Annotated in this window: 20 protein-coding genes; 12 read left to right on the forward strand and 8 right to left on the reverse strand. The window is 62.5% G+C overall.

The genetic code is table 11. From position 1 onward, the window contains the following. The first annotated feature begins 29 nt into the window (after window positions 1-29). From ATI14_RS21870 to ATI14_RS21890, 5 genes are all read left to right on the forward strand, one after another. Window positions 30-962, forward strand: coding sequence for an ABC transporter substrate-binding protein (locus tag ATI14_RS21870; protein WP_016970188.1), 933 nt, complete (start codon window positions 30-32; stop codon window positions 960-962). A 26-nt stretch (window positions 963-988) separates the two neighbouring features. After that, window positions 989-1981, forward strand: a complete 993-nt coding sequence (locus ATI14_RS21875; RefSeq protein WP_016970187.1) for a LacI family DNA-binding transcriptional regulator — start codon at window positions 989-991, stop codon at window positions 1979-1981. 16 nt (window positions 1982-1997) lie between these two features. After that, window positions 1998-3458, forward strand: a complete 1461-nt coding sequence (gene xylB / locus ATI14_RS21880; protein WP_016970186.1) for a xylulokinase — start codon at window positions 1998-2000, stop codon at window positions 3456-3458. Window positions 3459-3571: 113 nt separating this feature from the next. Continuing rightward, the gene (locus ATI14_RS21885; protein ID WP_016970185.1) at window positions 3572-4474 is read left to right on the forward strand and encodes a LysR family transcriptional regulator; all 903 of its coding nucleotides are present in this window, start codon (window positions 3572-3574) and stop codon (window positions 4472-4474) included. A 78-nt stretch (window positions 4475-4552) separates the two neighbouring features. Continuing rightward, complete coding sequence (locus ATI14_RS21890; protein ID WP_016970184.1) at window positions 4553-5353, forward strand: alpha/beta fold hydrolase; 801 nt, start codon at window positions 4553-4555, stop codon at window positions 5351-5353. Between the two features lie 30 nt (window positions 5354-5383). Here the strand turns inward: ATI14_RS21890 and ATI14_RS21895 are convergent, their stop codons facing one another. Beyond that, window positions 5384-6316 carry a DMT family transporter gene (locus tag ATI14_RS21895; protein WP_016970182.1) on the reverse strand — a complete coding sequence of 311 codons (933 nt, stop codon included), beginning with the start codon at window positions 6314-6316 and terminating at the stop codon, window positions 5384-5386. 204 nt (window positions 6317-6520) lie between these two features. On the opposite strand from ATI14_RS21895, the gene ATI14_RS21900 reads away from it, so the two are divergent. After that, window positions 6521-7207: an SDR family NAD(P)-dependent oxidoreductase gene (locus ATI14_RS21900; protein WP_016970181.1), complete on the forward strand. Its 687-nt coding sequence runs from the start codon at window positions 6521-6523 to the stop codon at window positions 7205-7207. A 53-nt stretch (window positions 7208-7260) separates the two neighbouring features. After that, window positions 7261-7938, forward strand: coding sequence for a GNAT family N-acetyltransferase (locus tag ATI14_RS21905; RefSeq protein WP_016970179.1), 678 nt, complete (start codon window positions 7261-7263; stop codon window positions 7936-7938). Here the strand turns inward: ATI14_RS21905 and ATI14_RS21910 are convergent. Next, on the reverse strand, window positions 7918-9066 hold the full coding sequence (locus tag ATI14_RS21910) for an MFS transporter (RefSeq protein WP_080520198.1): 1149 nt from the start codon (window positions 9064-9066) through the stop codon (window positions 7918-7920). The two genes, ATI14_RS21905 and ATI14_RS21910, sit on opposite strands and share 21 nt — an antisense overlap. 259 nt (window positions 9067-9325) lie before the next feature. Here ATI14_RS21910 and ATI14_RS21915 point away from each other — a divergent pair, with 259 nt between their 5' ends. The 3 genes from ATI14_RS21915 to ATI14_RS21925 all read left to right on the forward strand — a co-directional run bounded on the left by ATI14_RS21915 (window position 9326) and on the right by ATI14_RS21925 (window position 11615). Next, complete coding sequence (locus ATI14_RS21915) at window positions 9326-10174, forward strand: NmrA family NAD(P)-binding protein (protein ID WP_016970177.1); 849 nt, start codon at window positions 9326-9328, stop codon at window positions 10172-10174. A 193-nt stretch (window positions 10175-10367) separates the two neighbouring features. Then, complete coding sequence (locus tag ATI14_RS21920) at window positions 10368-11159, forward strand: AraC family transcriptional regulator (RefSeq protein ID WP_016970176.1); 792 nt, start codon at window positions 10368-10370, stop codon at window positions 11157-11159. Window positions 11160-11180: 21 nt separating this feature from the next. After that, on the forward strand, window positions 11181-11615 hold the full coding sequence (locus ATI14_RS21925) for an HIT family protein (protein ID WP_016970175.1): 435 nt from the start codon (window positions 11181-11183) through the stop codon (window positions 11613-11615). Window positions 11616-11678: 63 nt separating this feature from the next. Here ATI14_RS21925 and ATI14_RS21930 read toward each other — a convergent pair whose 3' ends face one another. The 5 genes from ATI14_RS21930 to ATI14_RS21945 form a co-directional block, all read right to left on the reverse strand. Next, a complete protein-coding gene (locus ATI14_RS21930) occupies window positions 11679-12638 on the reverse strand; it encodes an alpha/beta fold hydrolase (protein ID WP_016970174.1) in 960 nt (319 codons plus the stop codon). A gap of 127 nt (window positions 12639-12765) precedes the next feature. Continuing rightward, window positions 12766-13320 (reverse strand): cysteine hydrolase family protein, encoded by a 555-nt coding sequence (locus ATI14_RS21935; RefSeq protein ID WP_016970173.1) that lies wholly within the window; start codon window positions 13318-13320, stop codon window positions 12766-12768. Between the two features lie 34 nt (window positions 13321-13354). After that, window positions 13355-14656, reverse strand: a complete 1302-nt coding sequence (locus tag ATI14_RS21940; protein WP_016970172.1) for an NAD(P)/FAD-dependent oxidoreductase — start codon at window positions 14654-14656, stop codon at window positions 13355-13357. A 48-nt stretch (window positions 14657-14704) separates the two neighbouring features. After that, window positions 14705-14860: a hypothetical protein gene (locus tag ATI14_RS31465; RefSeq protein ID WP_016970171.1), complete on the reverse strand. Its 156-nt coding sequence runs from the start codon at window positions 14858-14860 to the stop codon at window positions 14705-14707. Between the two features lie 69 nt (window positions 14861-14929). Further along, the gene (locus ATI14_RS21945) at window positions 14930-15571 is read right to left on the reverse strand and encodes a TetR/AcrR family transcriptional regulator (RefSeq protein ID WP_016970170.1); all 642 of its coding nucleotides are present in this window, start codon (window positions 15569-15571) and stop codon (window positions 14930-14932) included. Window positions 15572-15683: 112 nt separating this feature from the next. On the opposite strand from ATI14_RS21945, the gene ATI14_RS21950 reads away from it, so the two are divergent. Beyond that, window positions 15684-16340, forward strand: a complete 657-nt coding sequence (locus ATI14_RS21950; RefSeq protein ID WP_016970169.1) for an O-methyltransferase — start codon at window positions 15684-15686, stop codon at window positions 16338-16340. Window positions 16341-16363: 23 nt separating this feature from the next. Further along, the gene (locus ATI14_RS21955; protein ID WP_080520197.1) at window positions 16364-17545 is read left to right on the forward strand and encodes an arabinose transporter; all 1182 of its coding nucleotides are present in this window, start codon (window positions 16364-16366) and stop codon (window positions 17543-17545) included. On the opposite strand, the gene ATI14_RS21960 is transcribed toward ATI14_RS21955, so the two are convergent. Continuing rightward, window positions 17532-18152 (reverse strand): LysE family translocator, encoded by a 621-nt coding sequence (locus ATI14_RS21960; RefSeq protein WP_016970167.1) that lies wholly within the window; start codon window positions 18150-18152, stop codon window positions 17532-17534. The genes ATI14_RS21955 and ATI14_RS21960 overlap by 14 nt on opposite strands. Window positions 18153-18177: the final 25 nt, after the last annotated feature.

The following is an 18177-nucleotide window of genomic DNA, read 5'->3' on the forward strand; positions in this document are numbered from 1 at the left end:
TCACAACAACAATCACAAGAGAGATCCGCATGAACCTCAAACGCCTGTTTCCCGTTATTGCCCTGGCTGCCCTGATGTCTCAAGCCGTCGAAGCCCGTGAACTCAAAGCCCTCGGTATCAGCATGGGGTCGCTGGGCAACCCGTATTTCGTCACCCTGGCCGACGGCGCTGCGGCGCGCGCCAAAGAGCTGAACCCCAACGTCAAGGTGACGTCAGTGTCGGCGGACTATGACCTGAGCAAGCAGTTTTCGCAGATCGACAACTTCATCTCCTCCAAGGTCGACCTGATCCTGCTCAACGCGGTTGATCCCTCGGCCATGGCCTCGGCGATCAAAAAAGCCCGTGATGCTGGCATCGTGGTGGTGGCAGTGGATGTGGACGCCAAAGGCGTGAACGCCACGGTGCAAACCGACAACGTCGAAGCCGGCAAGCTGGCGTGCCAGTTCCTGGTGGACAAGCTCTCGGGCAAAGGCAACGTGATCATCCAGAACGGCCCGCAGGTGACCGCCGTGACCGACCGCGTCAAAGGCTGCAAGGCCGCGCTGGCTGCTGCGCCGGATATCAAGGTGCTGTCTGACGACCAGGACGGCAAGGGCTCGCGTGAAGGCGGCTTGAACGTGATGCAGGGCTACCTCACGCGCTTCCCGAAAATCGACGGCCTGTTCGCGATCAACGACCCGCAAGCCATCGGCAGCGATCTGGCGGCCAAACAGCTTAAGCGCAGCGGGATCATCATCACCTCAGTGGACGGCGCGCCGGACATCGAGAACGCGCTGAAAACCGAGTCGCAAATCCAGGCGTCCGCCAGCCAGGACCCGTGGGCCATGGCACAAACCGCGGTCAATGTGGGCAATGACATTCTCAATGACAAGGCCCCGGCCGAAGCGGTTACCCTGCTCACGCCAAAACTGATCACCCGTGACAATGTGGGCACGTACAGCGGCTGGTCGAGCAAACATTGATTCACTGAAAAAAGGAGAGCGCCGCTGTGGTCACCATGGATGACGTGGCAAGCAGGGCAGGGGTGTCGACGTCGACCGTGTCCCATGTGTTGAACGGCACGCGCAAGGTCAGCCCGGCCACGGTGCAGGCGGTGCAGCAAGCGATTCAGGCATTGGGTTACATCCCCAACACCCTGGCGCGTTCGCTGGCCCGCTCCAGCACCAGCACGATTGGCGTGGCGATTTCGGCGCTGTCCAACCACTACTTCAGCGAGACGGTGCACGCGATTGAAACCGAGTGTGCCAAGCACGGCTACATGATGCTGTTCGTCGACACCCACGATGACCCGGAGCAGGAGCTGCGGGTGGTCACGGCGTTGCATCACCGGCGGGTCGACGGGATTCTGCTGGCACCGTCCACCGGTTCCCAGGCCCTGGAGTATTTGCAGGCCAACGAGATGCCGACGGTGCTGGTGGACCGCATGATGAGCGAGCGGTTTGATCAGGTCGGGGTGGAGAACACCCAATCGACTCAAGCACTGGTGACGCATTTGATTGAGCATGGGCACCGGCGTATCGGCTTTATCGCCGGGCGCCCGGGGCTGGGGACTACGGATGAGCGCGTGGCGGGTTATCGCGCCGCCTTGCAGGCGGCGGGCTTGGCCTTCGACGCACAATTGCTGGTCAACGGTGGTTCCAACAGCGAACCGGCGCGGGTTGCAACGGCGCAGCTGTTGGCCCTGGCAGTGCCGCCGACGGCGATCATGGCCGGCAATAACCTGATGACGCTGGGCGCCATGCACGCGCTGCGCAACGCGCGTATCGAGGTGCCGGGGCAGATGGCCCTGGTCGGTTTTGATGATTTTGACTGGGCGGATTTTTTCGTGCCGCGCCTGACCCTGATCGCGCAGCCGGTCAAGGAACTCGGCGCCCGCGCGGTGCAATTGCTGTTGCAGCGCATGGCAGCACCCGCCGCACCCACCCAAAGCGTGCGCCTGGCGCCGTGCCTGCAGGTGCGTAATTCATGTGGCTGTATCTGACTGGAATGACCTGCGTATGAGCCGTCCTGTTTCCCTGGGTATTGATCTGGGCACTTCCGAACTCAAGGCGATTTTGATGGATGCCGACGGCGCCGTGCTGGCCCGCACGGGCGTGCGCCTGAGCGTCACGCGCCGTCACAGCGGCTGGTCCGAGCAGGCGCCGCAAGACTGGTGGCAAGCCTGTTTGCAGGCGCTGAGTGTGTTGCGCGAACACGAAGCCTTTCAACACGTGGCGTGCATCGGCTTGTCCGGCCAGATGCACGGTGCGGTGTTGCTCGGGCATGACAACCGCGTGCTGTACCCGGCGATTTTGTGGGACGACTCGCGTGCCGTGGCCGAGGCTGAACAGCTCGGCGCGGGCTTTGCCGAGGCGACCGGCAGCCTGCCCATGGCCGGGCTTACGGCGCCGAAACTGCTATGGCTGCAACGGCATGAGCCCGACGTGTTCAACGCGATTGATTGCGTGCTGTCGCCCAAGGATTACCTGCGCCTGCGCCTGAGTGGCGAGCGCATCAGCGAGATGTCGGACGCTGCCGGCACGTTGTGGCTGGAGGTGGCACGCCGGGAATGGTTTGCGCCGATGCTGCGCGCCACGGGGCTGACACCTGCGCACATGCCGAGGCTGGTGGAAGGTGGCGCGGCCGCCGGCTTTGTCACCGCGCGCGGGCTGGGCTTGCCTGAAGGCGTGGTGATTGCCGGTGGTGGTGGCGACAACCCGGTCGCCGCCGTCGGTATCGGCGCAATTAACGCAGGAGACGGTTTCATCACCCTCGGCACCAGTGCAGCCGTTGTCGCGATTACCGATCACGCCGCCGGCAACCCGGCCAGTGCGGTCCACAGTTTCTGCCATGCGCTGCCGGACCGCTGGTACACCATGGGCGCCATGCTCGCCGGTGCCAGTTGCCTGCGCTGGGTCACTCGCCTGACCGGCACCGCCGATGAACAAACCTTGCTGGACCACGTACAGGCGCAATTGCCAATTGCACAGCCTGTGCCGTTGGATACGCCGCTGTTCCTGCCGTACCTCGCCGGAGAGCGCACGCCTCACAACGACCCTTTGCTGCGCGGCGGCTTTATGAACCTGGGCCACGATTGCACACCGGCGATGCTCGGTTACGCGGTGATGGAAGGCGTGGGCTTTGGTTTGCTCGACGCACTGCATGCCGTGCAATCGGCAGGCGCCAGCGTGGGGGCTTGCGCACTGGTGGGTGGCGGCGCACGTAGCGAATATTGGGCGCAATTGCTGGCGAACATCCTGCAACGGGAGGTTTTCACGCTGCACGGCAGCGAGTTGAGTGCGTGTATCGGCGCGGCGAAGCTGGGGTTTCTGGCGATCGGGCAAGGGGAAGGGTTGTTGCGCGAGGGCATGCCGGTCAAGGCACGGTACTTCCCGGATGCCTCGCACAAAACGGTGCTTGAGAGTCGCTATCGTAAATTCCAGGGTTTGCTAACCGCCGCGAAGCAACTGCACGGCTGAACGTTTGTATGGCGAGCGCGCTTGCCACAGAAGCCATCGGTTCCTGAGGCATAAATACATAGGTATATTGGCGCCAAACCTCTCGATACATACGCCCAGCCTATGGACCGCCCATGATTAACTTCCGACTGATTCGCCACTTGTGGCTGTTCCTCGCTGTGGCCGAAGAGCAAAACTTTGGCCGCGCCGCCAAGCGCCTGGGCATGTCACAACCGCCTTTGAGCGAGCAGATCCAGGTGCTCGAGCAGGCGCTCAAGGTCACGCTGTTCGACCGTTCCCGGCGTGGCGCCAAGTTGACGCCGGTGGGCGCGGCGATCCTGCCGGCGGTGCGCAAGTTCGCCGAGCAGTTGGAGCGCCTTGAGCTGGCGGTGGAGGAGGCGGTGGCGGGGCAGTCGGGCATGTTGACCATCGGCGCGATTTCCACGGCAATGTTTGACGTGTTGCCCGGCCTGATCGACCACCTCAAGCAGCAATACCCGCACTTGACAGTATCGGTGCGGGAAATCGACAGCGTCGAGGCGGTGCCCGCGCTGGAAGCAGGGGATATCGACCTGGCTTTCGCCCGGCTCGACGGCGACCTCGGCCCGGCGATTCAGTCGCTGCCGCTGCAGGAAGACCGCCTGATGGTGGCCTTGCCGAGCACCCATCTGCTGGCGGCGCGCAGCCGTGTCAGCCTGGCAAGCCTGGCCAGCGAGCCGCTGGTGATGTTTTCGCGCAAGGTCAGCCCGGTGTATTTCGATAACCTGATTGCCACGTGCCGCGCCAGCGGGTTTTCGCCGCGGGTGTTGCACGAAGTGCGTTCGGTGGCGTCACAGATCGCGTTTGTCAGCTGTGGCCAGGGCATCGCGCTGGTGCCGGCGTCGCTGAAAAAGCTCGCGCCGGACAACGTGGTGCTGCGCCCGCTGACGCAAAAACTGAATGTGGTGACCGCTGCCGTGGCGTGGAACAGCGAGCGCCCGAACCCCTTGGTGACCGAGCTGGTGGCGCAATTCCAGGCTCATACGATTGGCGTATGAATGCGTTCCGGTTTCCGTTATTTACACCTGGCCAAAAACCCTTGAGATTGGCAGCCTGACCGTTCAAGGAGCCCCACCATGTCGTTTGTCCACACCGTTTTGCCGCTGACGGTAGAAGGCGTTGCGCTGAACATCGCCGCCCTGCATCGCCAGGGCGAGCGTGCGCCCATCGTGTTCCTGCACGGCTTTGGCTCGACCAAGGAGGACTACGCCGATATCGTCCTGCACCCGGCATTCGACGGGCACCCCTTCGTCGCTTATGACGCGCCCGGTTGCGGCGAAAGCCAGTGCGCCGACCTGTCGAAAATCGGCATCCCTTTCCTGCTGGAAACCGCACTGCAGGTGCTGGAGCATTTCGATCTCCAGCGCTTCCATCTGGTCGGCCATTCCATGGGCGGTTTGACGGCCCTGATGCTGGCCCACCGTTTCCCCGGCCGGGTGCTGAGCTTTACCGATATCGAAGGCAATATTGCCCCTGAGGACTGTTTTCTCAGCCGGCAGATTGTCGACTTTCCGGCGAACGATCCCGAAGCGTTTTTCAGTGCCTTTATCGAGCGCACCCGACATGCGCCGGCCTACGCCAGCGCGCTGTATTCGGCGAGCCTGCGCCACAAGGTGCGGGCCGGGGCGGTACGCGGGATTTTCCAGTCGATGGTCGAGCTGTCCGACCACGGCGACCTGATGGGCAAATTCCTCGGCCTGCCTCTCCCGAAGATGTTCATGTATGGCGAGCAAAACGCCACGCTGTCCTACCTGGCGCATATCCAGGCCCGGGGCGTGCGTCTGGCACCGATCGCCGAGTGCGGGCACTTCCCGATGTATTCCAACCCAGTCGCCATGTGGCAGCAGATCGCTGACTTTCACAGCCATTGCGGTTGAGACGTTCGGCGCCTCAAATCCTTCCTCCCGTCACGTCGGCTGCCTCACGGCGGCCTCGTGCGAGCGCAGCAGGTCGTGCCCGCTGACCACCACAATGCCGACGAGCACTAACAGCGATCCCAGCACGAAAGAGGTGTCCAGCGGTTCGTCCAGCAGCCACACACCGAACACCACGCCAAACAGCGGCGTGAGGAATGACAGCACACCCAGCCGAGAGGCCAGGTAGCGCCCGAGCAACCAGAACCACACCAGCAGGCTGAGAAACGAAAACACCAGCGTCTGGAACGCGAGGCTCGCAACGGCGATGCCCGAGAGGTGCAAGGCGGTTTGCCCGGTCACCACCGCCACGCCGGCGAGGATTACGCAGGCGCCGGCCAATTGGTAAAACAGCGTGAGCGGCGCGGGCGCCTGAGCCAGTTTCGAGCAGCGAATGCTCAAGGTGGTCGCGCCCCAGGCGATGGCACCCACCACGCCCAGCGCATCGCCGATCCGTTGCGGGGTGATCAGGCCTTCGCCCGGCGCAGCGGGTGCGTAGAACGCCACGGCAATGCCGATAAACGCAATGCCGATGCCCAGCCATTGCACGCCGCTCAGGCGCTCGCTGGCAAAGCGCAGGTGCAAGCCAATGGCGGCGAATATCGGTGCGGTGTACAGGAAAATCACCATGTGCGCCGCCGAGGTGTAGCTCAAGCCCACCGACACCGCGATGTACTCCACGCCAAACAACAGCCCGACGATCACGCCGCCGCGCCAGGTGTCCAGGCGGCATTGCACGCGGTAACGGCGCAGCATCAACAGGGCACCGACCAACGCGGCGGCGACCCCCGAGCGCACGGCGATTTGCAGCACGGGCGCAATGTCCCCGGCGGTCACTTTGATCGCGACCTGTTGCAGGCCCCAAATGGCGCTGATCACGATCATCAGCAGGGCGGCGAGTTTATCGATGGGCTGGCGGGTGTTCACAGTTGGGCTCCTCTGACTGAATGGCGTCAGTGTGAGGGCGGCCCAAATGCGGGATGTAGTGCCAAAACGACAAGCGATAGCGGCGAATGGTCATTTATTCCATGACGCGGCGTCACAGGTCCCGTGACCGCCATGGCATTGAAGCTTGCCGAAGCGCAGTGCTTCACTGCCGGTCTGTTTAACCTGAGTCAAGGAACCTCTGTCATGCCCCACAAAACCTGTCTGATCATCGGTGCGTCCCGCGGCCTTGGCCTGGCCCTGGCCGAGGAGTATTGCGCGCGCGGCTACCGTGTGATCGCCACTGCTCGCGGTGAGTGTCCGCAGCTGGAAAACCTCAAAGTTTGTTACCCCGAGCGCCTGACCCTTGAACGGGTCGACATCACCGACCTCGCCTCGGTGCGCGCCCTGCAGGCGCGGCTGGCGGCGACGCGCTTGAACACACTGTTTATCAATGCCGGCATCTGCAAAGCCAATGAGCTCAATACCTTGCAGGTCGACGAGCAGGACTTTGTCGACATGCTGCTCACCAACGCCCTGAGCCCGATGCGCGCGCTGGAGCTGTTGCACGCCAATGTGGAGCCTGACGGCGTGGTCGCGGTGATGTCTTCCGAACTGGGCAGTGTTGCCGCCAACCGTGGCGTGTGGGAGTTGTACAGCGCCAGCAAGGCGGCGCTGAACATGTTGATGAAGGCGTTTTACGCGCGTCACCAGGAAGGCTCGCTGGCTTACTTGCTGGTCGCGCCCGGCTGGGTGCGCACGCAAATGGGCGGGCCCAATGCGTTGCTCGAGATCAGCGAAAGCATCCCGCTGGTGGTGCAAACCGTGGAAAGCCACGCCGGCAAACCGGGCCTGACCTTTACCGACCGGCTCGGCGCAACGCTGCCCTGGTAACCCCGTAAACCGACGCATAAACGGCCAGGGACGGCAGCTGACGAGGAATCCTGATGAAGCCCTGGCCCGAGCTGAGCCAACTGCCCCCCGACACCCTCACACCGCCGATTTACCAGTGGGAACGCCTGGCCCGCGAGGACATCGCTCAGGTGTGCGCCCATTTTCGCCGCTGGTACCCCGACATTACCGTGGGGTCGGCGCGCTACTTCTGTGATGAGCACTTCTACGCCACCCGGGTGTGCCTGGCCGGCGAGGATGACCGTGACGTCATCGTCTTCATCGCCCGCCATGCCGGTGAGATGGTGGCCGCCGTCGCCCTGGAAAAGAACCCTGACAACAACGTGCTCTACAACCGTGTGGGCGCCTGCGACCCGGCGCACCGCGGCACCGGCGCCAGCGGTTTCATGCTCTACATCATGGACGCCCTGGCGGTGCATATGGGGTTTGCCATGGTGTGGAATATCGTCACGCTCAAGTCCAGGGCGGCGCAGCGTTTGATCGAACGCGCCGACTATGAACCGGTGGGCATCGTGCCGTATTCGGACCGCGAGTTGAACGCGGGTGGCGCCGTCACCCACGTCAGCGAAATCATTTACGTGAAGTTGTTCAAGACACCGGTGCCGCTGTCGCCGATCAGCACTGAAAACATGACCGATAAGGTTCGTGCGCTGTGGCACAGCCTGGAAGGCCAGGCGGCGCGGCTTGGCTGGTTAACGGGCAAGCCGGATTGAAGCGAGCAGGGCGGCCCCGGCACTGACCAGCCCCGGCCAGTAGCTCGCGCTCAACAGCAATGGCGCAGCGCTGGCAGAACCCAGGGCACCGCCGATAAAAAACGTGGCGATATACAGGCTGTTCAAACGATTGGCCGCCAGGCTGTCCAGCGCCATCACTCGGCGCTGGGAGATGACATGGCAGGCCTGTACGCCCGCGCTGATGCAAAACGCGCAGGCCATCAGCATGCCCACGCTGTCCAGCAGCGCCCAGCCGATTCCACTGGCGGCCACGGCCAGGCTGCCCGCCAACGCAGTGGGTCGTGCCGCACCGCGGTCGGCCAGCCAGCCGGCCAATGGCGCGGCGAGGGCACCGCCTACGCCCACCAGCCCGAACAGTGCCAACGCCGTGCCGCCCAGGCCATGGCGCTGTTGCAGCACCTGCGGAACACTGACCCAGAACAGGCTGAACACTCCGAACAGCAACGCCTGGCACAGCGCGCGCCGACGCAGTTCAGGGTGCGTGCGCCACAGCGGCCACAACGATGCGATCAACGCCCGATAACCGGGCCCCTGCGGTGGTTGGCACGGTGGCAACACGCCGCGCAGTACCAGTGCCAGGCTGGCGATCAATACGCCATCAACCACGAACAGCGCGCGCCAACCCGCCACCTGATTCACCAGGTTGGCCACCGGCCACGCCAACAGAATCCCCAGCAACAGGCCTGCGGTGATTCGGCCCACGGTGGTCCCGCGCCGGTCCGCCGACACCATCGACGCGGCGAGCACCACAATCGCCTGCACCGCAATCGCCGCGCCGCCGATGCACAGGCACGCCAGCAGAAAAACGGCTGAATTCGGTGCCACGCCGGCACCCGTGAGGGCGACCGCGGCTACGGCCAGCGTGGCCGTCAACAGGCGGCGGTTTTCCAGGCGGTCGCCGAGTGGCGCGACCAGCAACAAGCCCAGGCAATAACCGATCTGGCTCAGCGTCACCGGCAGGCCGGTGGCCCAGGCAGGCAAACCGAAGGATTGGGCGATCACACCACCCAACGGCTGGGCGAAGTAGCTGCCCGCCGTGATCAGCGCACAGGCAAATGCCAGCAACAGCGTGAGTGGCATCGACAGGGAACGGGTAGACGACGACATGAAACGCACCTCGCACAACGGCTTAAAGACGCGGCGAGGATACCCAGTGCGAGGCCGATTTCAGGCATCGCGGCAGTCAGTGCGATGATGACTGCGGGGCACTAATATTTGGTTTGAGAGGAGGTTTAGGTGCTCAAAGCCCCGATTGATGATTTTTCGTCACCAACGTAATGCTAACCACGCTATCGCTCGGCCATGCCCGGCAACGCAATAATTTCTCCACGGCGACATCCGGTTGCCAACACACAGGAGTTTGACGATGTACACGATCATGGGCGTTACCGGGCAAGTCGGCGCCGCTGTTGCCAACACGTTGCTGGCGGCCAATGAACAGGTGCGCGTGGTGGTGCGTGATACCCAAAAAGGCGCCGCCTGGGCTGCGCAAGGGTGCGAAGTGGCAGTGGCGGACGCCACTGACCTGCAATCGCTGGCCGCTGCGTTCAAAAACAGCCAAGGCGTGTTCATTCTGCTGCCGCCCAACTTCGACCCGGTCGAAGGCTTCCCGCAAACCCGCGAAATCATCGCCAATATTCATCAGGCGCTGGCCATGACTCGGCCGGGCAAAGTGGTGTGCATCTCCACCATCGGCGCCCAGGCGAGCCAGCCGAACTTGCTGAACCAGTTGCAATTGCTGGAGCAGAGCCTGCACCAGTTGGACCTGCCCATCACCTTCCTGCGCCCGGCGTGGTTTATGGAAAACCATCAGTGGGACATCGAGGCGGCCAAAAGCGGAGTCATTCCAAGCTTTCTGCAACCCCTGGATAAACCGGTTCCGATGATCGCCACCCTCGACGTGGGCCGCACCGCTGCCGAATTGCTGCGCGAAACCTGGCAGGGTAAACGCGTTGTGGAATTGCAGGCCACCGAAACCGTGACTCCCGACAGCATCGCCCAGGCCTTCACCGAACTGCTGGGCCACCCGGTGCGTATGCAGGTGGTGCCACGGGATACCTGGGAAGGGTTGTTTCACTCCCAGGGTATGCACAACCCGCACCCGCGCATGCAAATGCTGGACGGATTTAACGAAGGCTGGATTTGTTTTGAAGGCGTGCCGCGCGCCGGGCGGGTGACGTTCAAGGAGGTGCTGGCAGGCTTGTTGGGCCGTTAATAGGACGGCACCCTTCGAAACCGAGCTCCAGCGAGGCTGCGATAGCGGTGGCACTGGCGAAATCTCTGTTGGCAGTGCCACCGCTTTCGCAGGCAAGCCAGCTCCCACAGCGGTTTTTGTGTCGCTGGCAAATTTGTGCCGGGTGATCGACAGTTGAGTTAAGGTCAATACATCGACCCGAAGCAGCACCACCATGAACAAACCCGCTGAACATGTGATCCTTGCGCCCTTTACCGACGAACTGCCCGCACCGATTTACTTTCGTGCCGCGCGCATGCCTGCATCCGCCGCATACCCGACCCATCACCATCCGTGGGGCGAGTTTGTGTATTCGTTCAGCGGCGTGATGGAGCTCAAGCTCGACGGTGTGCATTTCATCGCGCCACCGCAGTACGGCGTGTGGCTGCCGCCGCAGGTGGAGCACAACGCGATGAATCATCAGGAGGCCTGCCACTGTTCGCTCTATATCGCCCCGGCGTTATGCGAGCGCTTGCCCCTTGAACCGTGTGCGCTGACCATCACGCCGTTGATCCGCGAGCTGCTGGAGGAACTGCACGCATCGCCACCCGGCCCGGTGCAGACCGAGGAAGAAACCCGTCTGTTAACCGTTTTGCTTGATCGCTTGAATCGCGCCTCGCGGGTGGGCAGTTACCTGCCGGGCTCCACCGATCCAGTCCTGGCGCCGATCCTGGCTGCGCTGGAACAGAACCCGGCGGATGGACGCTCGCTGGCTGAGTGGGCACGCTTGGTTAACGCCACCGAGCGCACGTTGCTGCGGCGCTGTCAGCGGGATTTGGGCATGTCATTGGCGCAGTGGAAACAGCGGCTGAAGGTGACCACTTCGCTGGCGCGGCTCAGGGCCGGAACGTCGGTGGAGGCGGTGGCGCTGGATCTGGGCTATGGCAGTTCATCCGCGTTTATCAGTATGTTTCGCAAGCTCACCGGGGAGACGCCGGATGAATATCGGAAAAAACGACTGAGTTGAACTTTACGTTTAAGGACAAGCATGCCCCTGATCACGGAACGCGTAGAACTGGCCCGCAATGGCGCCAACGATAAAGTCATCTGCCGCATGGCCTCGGGTTGGGCGGTGATGGGCGATGTGCAATTTTTGCCGGGTTATTGCCTGTTGCTGCCCGACCCGGTAGTGGCCAGCCTCAATGATCTGGACACACAGGCGCGGGCCGCGTATTTGCTCGACATGGCCCGGCTTGGGGATGCTGTGCTGCAAGCTACCGGCGCGCTGCGCATGAACTATGAGATTCTGGGCAATTCCGAGCCGGAGCTGCACTGTCATATTTTCCCTCGATACGCCTCGGAACCGGACGACAAACGCAAAATGCCGGCCTGGTTTTACGATTGGAAAACCGCGGTGGCTTATTCGGAGCAAGCCCATGGCGACCTTCGCCAGGACATTGCGCGGTTCCTTGAGGGCTTGTGATTCAAAGTTCCTGTGGCGAGCGGGCTCGCCACAACGGCAGTGCCTGCCACAGGTTTGATGCGTTTAGTGACGCGCCAGAAACGCGCGCATCAGCTGCGCAATCTGCGTGCCATCCTCTTCCAGCGCAAAGTGCCCGGTGTCCAGCAGATGCAGCTCGGCGTTCGGCAAGTCGCGCTTGTAGGCCAGCGCACCCTCCACATCAAACGACTTGTCGTTCTTGCCCCACACAATCAGCATCGGTGGCTGGTATTGACGGAAATACGCCTGCCATTGGGGGTAGAGCTTCACGTTGGAGCCGTAGCTGTAGAACATCTCGATCTGAATGTCCTTGTTGCCGGGGCGATCCAGATAGGCCTGGTCCAGCGTCCAGGCATCCGGGCTCAGGTGCGCCATGTCGCGCACGCCCTCGGTGTAGTGCCAGCGCGTGCCCGCCAGTTCCAGGAAGGGGCGCAGTTTGGCCGCGTTGGCTTCGCTCTTGTCGCGCCAGAAAGCTTTGAGCGGGTCCCAGAATTTGCCCTTGATGCCTTCCTCATAAGCGTTGCCGTTCTGAACGACGATGGCATTGATGCGTTCAGGGTGGTCATGGGCCAGGCGAAAGCCTACCGGTGCGCCATAGTCCTGCACGTACATCGTGTAATGGGCCAGACCCAGTTTTTCGGTAAGACCATTCATCAATTGCGCCACGTGATCGAAGGTGTAGGCGAACTGGCCCACGGGCGGCATGTCGCTCTGGCCATAGCCTGGGTAGTCGGGGGCGATCACGTGATAACGGTCGGCAAGTTGCGGGATGAGGTTGCGGAACATGTGCGACGACGTTGGAAAGCCATGCAACAACAGAATGACCGGTGCATCTTTGGGCCCGGCTTCGCGGTAGAACAGGTTGATGCCGTCCACGTTTACCGTGTGGAAGCTGGTTTCGTTCGATGTCGCCGTGGCGACGGGGGCGGTTGACGCGGCAAAAACCGGTGTCGCGCCAACCATCAAGGCCGTGCAAAGGGCGAGGGTGCTCAGGGAGAATTTCATGGGGTTTCATCCAGATCAGTGAGGTTTGAAAGCGAGGGAATCATCTGATTTGGCGCGGCGGCAGAGAAGAATCAGGGGGATCAAGAGACTGTTTCAGCCGATGAAACAGTCGCAGTGAAATTGATGCCTAACCGAGTATTTCGGCAGTCTCAAGCACCCTGGCATAGTCCATTGCCAGGTTGCTCAGGGACAGCGCATGCACGTCCTCTGCAGGCCAGAGCCGACCGCAAAGATCGGTTTGATCAAAGGTGTAGCAGGCGTCGGCGGCGACGATCACATCAAAACCCAGGTTGCCGGCCGAGCGCGCGGTGGCTTCGACGGAGTTATTGGTGATGACGCCGGCGATCACCAATTGCTTGATCGCGCGCGCGTGCAACCAGCGTTCAAGGCCGCTGGCAATGAACGCATCCGGAACGTTTTTCTCAACCACATGTTCATGCTTGAGTGGCACCAGAGCCTGCTGAAATTCGCACCCCGGCTGGCCTGGCCAGAACACCGAGCCGGGGGTGCGCGAAATATGCCGCACATGCACGACAGGGCGTCCGGACTGGCGCCATGCGCTCAGCAAAGCCTGTATCTGCAACTCGGCATTCGGGTTGTTCCGGCGCCCGAGTGCGGGCTGGTTCATGCCTTCCTGCATGTCGATGATCAGCAGCGTTGCGTTTGTGTCCGGCGGCGTCATGGCTCGTTCCTTCGATGGGGTGATGCACTCTATCTCAGCGCAGTTTTTCGAGCATCTGGTAGTACCACATGCCCGCCGCGAGCATCGGGTTGCCGAACACGTCGCCCAGCGGCACCTTGATGTGTTTGCAGCCCGCAAAGGTGTCGAACTTGCCGAGGGTGCCGGTCAGCGCTTCAGCCATGATCTCGCCCATGATGTGGCTGGTGGCGATGCCATGCCCGGAGTAGCCTTGGCAATACCAGACGTTGTCCGACAGCTTGCCCAGTTGCGGCACACGGTTGATTACGATGCCCATCGCGCAGCTCCACTGGAACGCGATGCCCACGCCTTTGAGCGCCGGGAAGGTGCGCTCGATGCACGGGCGCAGTTCGGCGGCGATGTCCCGCGAGTCGCGCCCGGAATAGTTGGCGCCGCCGCCGAACAGCAGGCGGCCGTCGCCGGTCAGGCGGTAGTAGTCGAGCACGAAGCGGCAGTCGTACACCGCCAAATCCTGCGGGTTGATCTTGCGAGCCAGTTCGCCCAGCGGTTCTGTGGTGACGATGCCGCCCATGGCCGGGAAGATCTTGCCTTTGAGCTGTTTGGGCTCGAGCTTGTGGTACACGTCGCCCGCCAGCATGACCTGGCGCGCGTCGATACGGCCTGCGGCGGTGACCACGGCCGGGCGATCGCCGTGGATGATTTCCAGCACCTCGGAATTCTCGAAAATCAACGCGCCCAGGCTATGCGCTGCACGCGCTTCGCCCAGGCACAGGTTGAGCGGGTGCAGGTGCAGGTTGCGCGTATTTTTCAGCGCGCCAAGGTACAGCTCGCTGTCCAGGTGCTGACGCACGCCGGCTTCATCAAGCAGGCTGACCTGGTCGCCCATGCCGCGCCGTTGCGCTTCGTCGTGAAAGGCGCGTAATTCGGTAAGGTGCGAGGGCTTCATGGCGGCATGCAAGTGACCCTGCTTGAGATCGCAGTCAATCGCGTACTTGTTGACGCGCTGCTGGATGATGTCGTGGCCGCGCCAGCGCAGGTGCCAGATGAAATCGTCCACCTCATCGCCCAGGCGTTTGCGCATCTGTTGGCGCATGGCTTCATCGCCGGACAGGCTGCCGGTGACTTGCCCGCCGTTGCGCCCGCTGGCGCCCCAGCCGATACGGTGAGTCTCGACGATGGCCACTTTGAGCCCGCGTTCGGCCAGCTCCACGGCGCTGGCCACGCCAGTGAAACCGCCGCCGATGATCACCACATCCACACTGACCTGGCCTTGCAAGGTCGGATATTGGGTCGGGTCGTTAAGGCTCGCGGTGTAATAGGAAGCGCTGCGCTCGGCAGTACGTAGGGCTACGGTCATGAGGTAATCCTTCTGAAAATGAATGCCGGGGAGGGCGGTTCGACGTGATCAGAAGGCTGTATCGGGCGGGCGCGCATGGCGGCAGTGCCACAGCGCCCAGAAGGCCAGGATAATATTGAACAGCGGGTTTTCGCAGGGATGCGCCTGCGCCTTCGGGAAGGAAGGCAGCAGGTGGCGACGGATCGAGCGCAAGAGCGAAATCATGAGAAGGGATGCTCCCATCGCTAACAGGTGCGTTCAATCGACTTTTTTGAACCTGAAGTTATCGCGCCGTTAAACAATCGAGGGCTGATTGAGCACATTGATATAGGCGCCAAACATGTCCGCCATGCCGTCGGCGTAAACACTAACTTCCTGCACGCTGCGCGGTGTGCTGGAAAAATCCTTGCCCGCGCAACTGAGGGTCGACTGGATCAAATCGTGGGCCAGATGGCGGGTGGCGTCGGACGCGTGGGGGAGCAATTGCAGCATGAAGTCGCGAAATATCTGACGCCCTGCCTCCCGCACTTGCAGGGCTTCGGGCGCATTGCGATACAGCGGCGCTGCGTCATCCAGCGCGCCGCGCATCAGCGCTTCTTCGCACTCCGAGTGAATGAAGGCGTGCACCAGTGTGCGCAAACGCGTCAATGGCGCGACCTGCTGTTCTTCCAGGATCTTGCGCAGCATCTGCGTGGTTTGTTGCCACTCATTACTCTGCAAGCGAAACAGAATCGCCGCCTTGTTGGGGAAGTACTGATACACCGACCCCACACTCACACCAGCTTTCTCGGCGACCCTCGCAGTGGTGAAACGGGTGGCGCCTTCCTTGGCCAAAACCTGAATAGCCGCCTCCAATATGGCCGCCACCAACTCGGTGGAGCGGGCCTGTTGCGGTTGTTTGCGTGAGGAAATACGCGTGGTCTGGCGGTGTGTCATGGGCGGCTCCAGCGCGTGGGGGGAACGCGAATAGCGAATGCGACGAATCACTCGCATACTTTTAATGCGACGAATTAGTCGCATCTTAGTCCAGACCCTACGGAAATCAATCATGACCACCCTGACGACTGCTCCACTTGCCGCGCTGATCGAACGCCTCTACGCCAAAGCCGGTGTCGCCACCAGCGACAGCCTCGGCGCGGTCTCGCGCGAAGAACGTGACCGCCTGATGCACAGCAAAACCGAATACATCGAGCTGTACACACTGCTCAAGGACCTGTGGCTGCCCGTCTCCCGCGACACCGGCAACCTGCTCTACATGCTGGCGCGCAGCACCAGGGCCCGGGCGATTGTCGAGTTCGGCACCTCGTTTGGCTTGTCTACGTTGTTCCTCGCTGCGGCCTTGCGTGACAACGGCGGTGGCGTGGTGATTGGCAGCGAGTTCGAGCCCGCGAAAATCGCCCTGGCGCGTGAACACTTCATCGAAGGCGGCGTGAGTGACCTGATCGAAATCCGCGAAGGCGACGCGCTGGTGTCTCTGGCGTCAGGCCTGCCGGAATCCGTTGACTTGCTGTTGCTCGACGGCGCCAAGGCGTTGTACGGCGACGTATTGAACCTGGTGGAAAAGCATCTGCGCCCCGGCGCCCTGGTGGTGGCCGACAACACCAATTACTGTCCGGAATACCTGGAACATGTGCGCTCGCCGCAGAACGGCTACTTGTCGGTGCCTTTTGCCGATGACATCGAATTGTCCATTCGCCTCGGCTGAATCAAATTTTCAGGATCACCTTCATGACACAACACAGTGGCAACGTCCTGCTCAAACTGCTGCCGATCACCCTGGCGGTGTTCGTCGCTTTCCTGATTATCGGCATGCAATTGCCCGTGCTGCCGCTGCACCTGAACCACACGCTGGGCATGAGCACGCTGGTGGTGGGCGTGGTGGTGGGCGCGCAGTTCGCGGCGGCGTTGCTGTCGCGGGCCTGGGCCGGCAACTTTGCCGATATGCGCGGGCCCAAACGCGCCTTGTTGACGGGCCTGCTGGTGGCCGCCAGCTCCGGCTTGCTGTACCTGGCTTCCTTGGGGTTTGTTGACTCCCCGGGGGTGTCAGTCTGGATCCTGCTTGCCGGGCGTGTGGTGCTGGCCCTGGGTGAGAGCCTGATCATCACCGGTTCCATGGGCTGGGGCATGGGCCGGGTCGGGCCGCAGAATGCCGGCAAGGTCATGGCCTGGATCGGCATTGCGATCTACGCCGCGTTTGCGCTGGGCGCGCCGTTGGGCGTGGCGATCAACCAGCTATGGGGGTTCAGCGGCATCGCTGTCGGCACGATGCTGTTGCCATTGCTCGCCCTGGGGATGGTGGCGGGGGCCAAGGGCGTTGCGCCTACCAGCCAGCGGCGCACCTCGTTTTACACGGTGCTCGGCGCGGTGTGGCTGCCGGGCCTGGGGCTGGCGTTTTCGAGCATCGGGTTCGGGGTAATCACGGCGTTTATCGCGCTGTTGTTCGCGAGCAAGGATTGGGGCAATGCGTCGTTCGCGTTTACGGCGTTTGGCGTGGCGTTTATCGGGGCACGGATCTTTTTCGGTCACCTGCCGGACAAGCTCGGCGGTGCCGGGGTGGCGCTGGTCTGTGTGCTGATTGAAGCGGCGGGGCAGTTGCTGATCTGGGGCGCGGGCACGCCGTTGATGGCCTATGCGGGGGCGGCGTTGACCGGTTTCGGTTACTCGCTGGCGTTTCCGGGGTTTGGCGTGGAAGCGATCAAACGCGCACCGCCGCAAACACGCGGGCTGGCGATGGGCGCGTATGTGGCGTTTCTGGATATCGCCCTGGGCATCAGCAGCCCGCTGGCGGGCGCGCTGGCCGGTGCTGCGGGTGTGGCGTCGGTGTATTTGGCGGGCGCCGTCGCCGTCGCGTGTTCTGTCGGGGTGGCCTGGGCGCTGTTGGCCAGGCGGCCTGCGCTCAGCGCTTGCTGAATGCCAGCCGCGCGGCGAACAACACGAAGATCAGGCCCGTGGTGCGGTCCATCCACTGGACGACATTTTCGCGGCGCAGGAAGCCGGACAAAGGCTGCGTGGCGCCGATCAACACCAGCGACCACACCAGCCCCAGCACCACGTGAATGCTGACCAGGCCAAAGGTCCAGGCGATCAGTGATTGGCCGTGGGGGATGAACTGCGGCAGGAACGACACGTAGAAAATCCCCACCTTGGGGTTCAGTACGTTGCCCAGCATGCCCTTGAGGAACCAGTTGTTGCTGGGCTTGGCCTCGGCGTCTGCTGCGGCCAACGAGCGGCGCGGACGCAGCAGCATGTTCAGGCCGAGCCAGGCCAGGTAAGCGGCGCCACAGTATTTCAAGGCGTTGTACGCAAGCTCCGACACCGCGATCAATGCGCCCAGGCCAAAGGCCACGGCAGCGCCCCACACCAGGCAGCCGGCGTTGATGCCCAGGGTCGCCTGCAGCGCCTGGCGTTTGCCTTCCACCGTGGCGGTGCGCAGCACCAGCGCAGTGTCGAGCCCAGGCGTCAGGGTCAGCAGAGTGGCGGCAAAGGTAAACGCGAGGAGGTTGTCGGTGATGGACATGGGCCGATGCCTGCAAGTAAAGGTG

The sequence above is a fragment of the Pseudomonas tolaasii NCPPB 2192 genome (assembly GCF_002813445.1).
Classification (GTDB): Bacteria; Pseudomonadota; Gammaproteobacteria; order Pseudomonadales; family Pseudomonadaceae; genus Aquipseudomonas; species Aquipseudomonas tolaasii.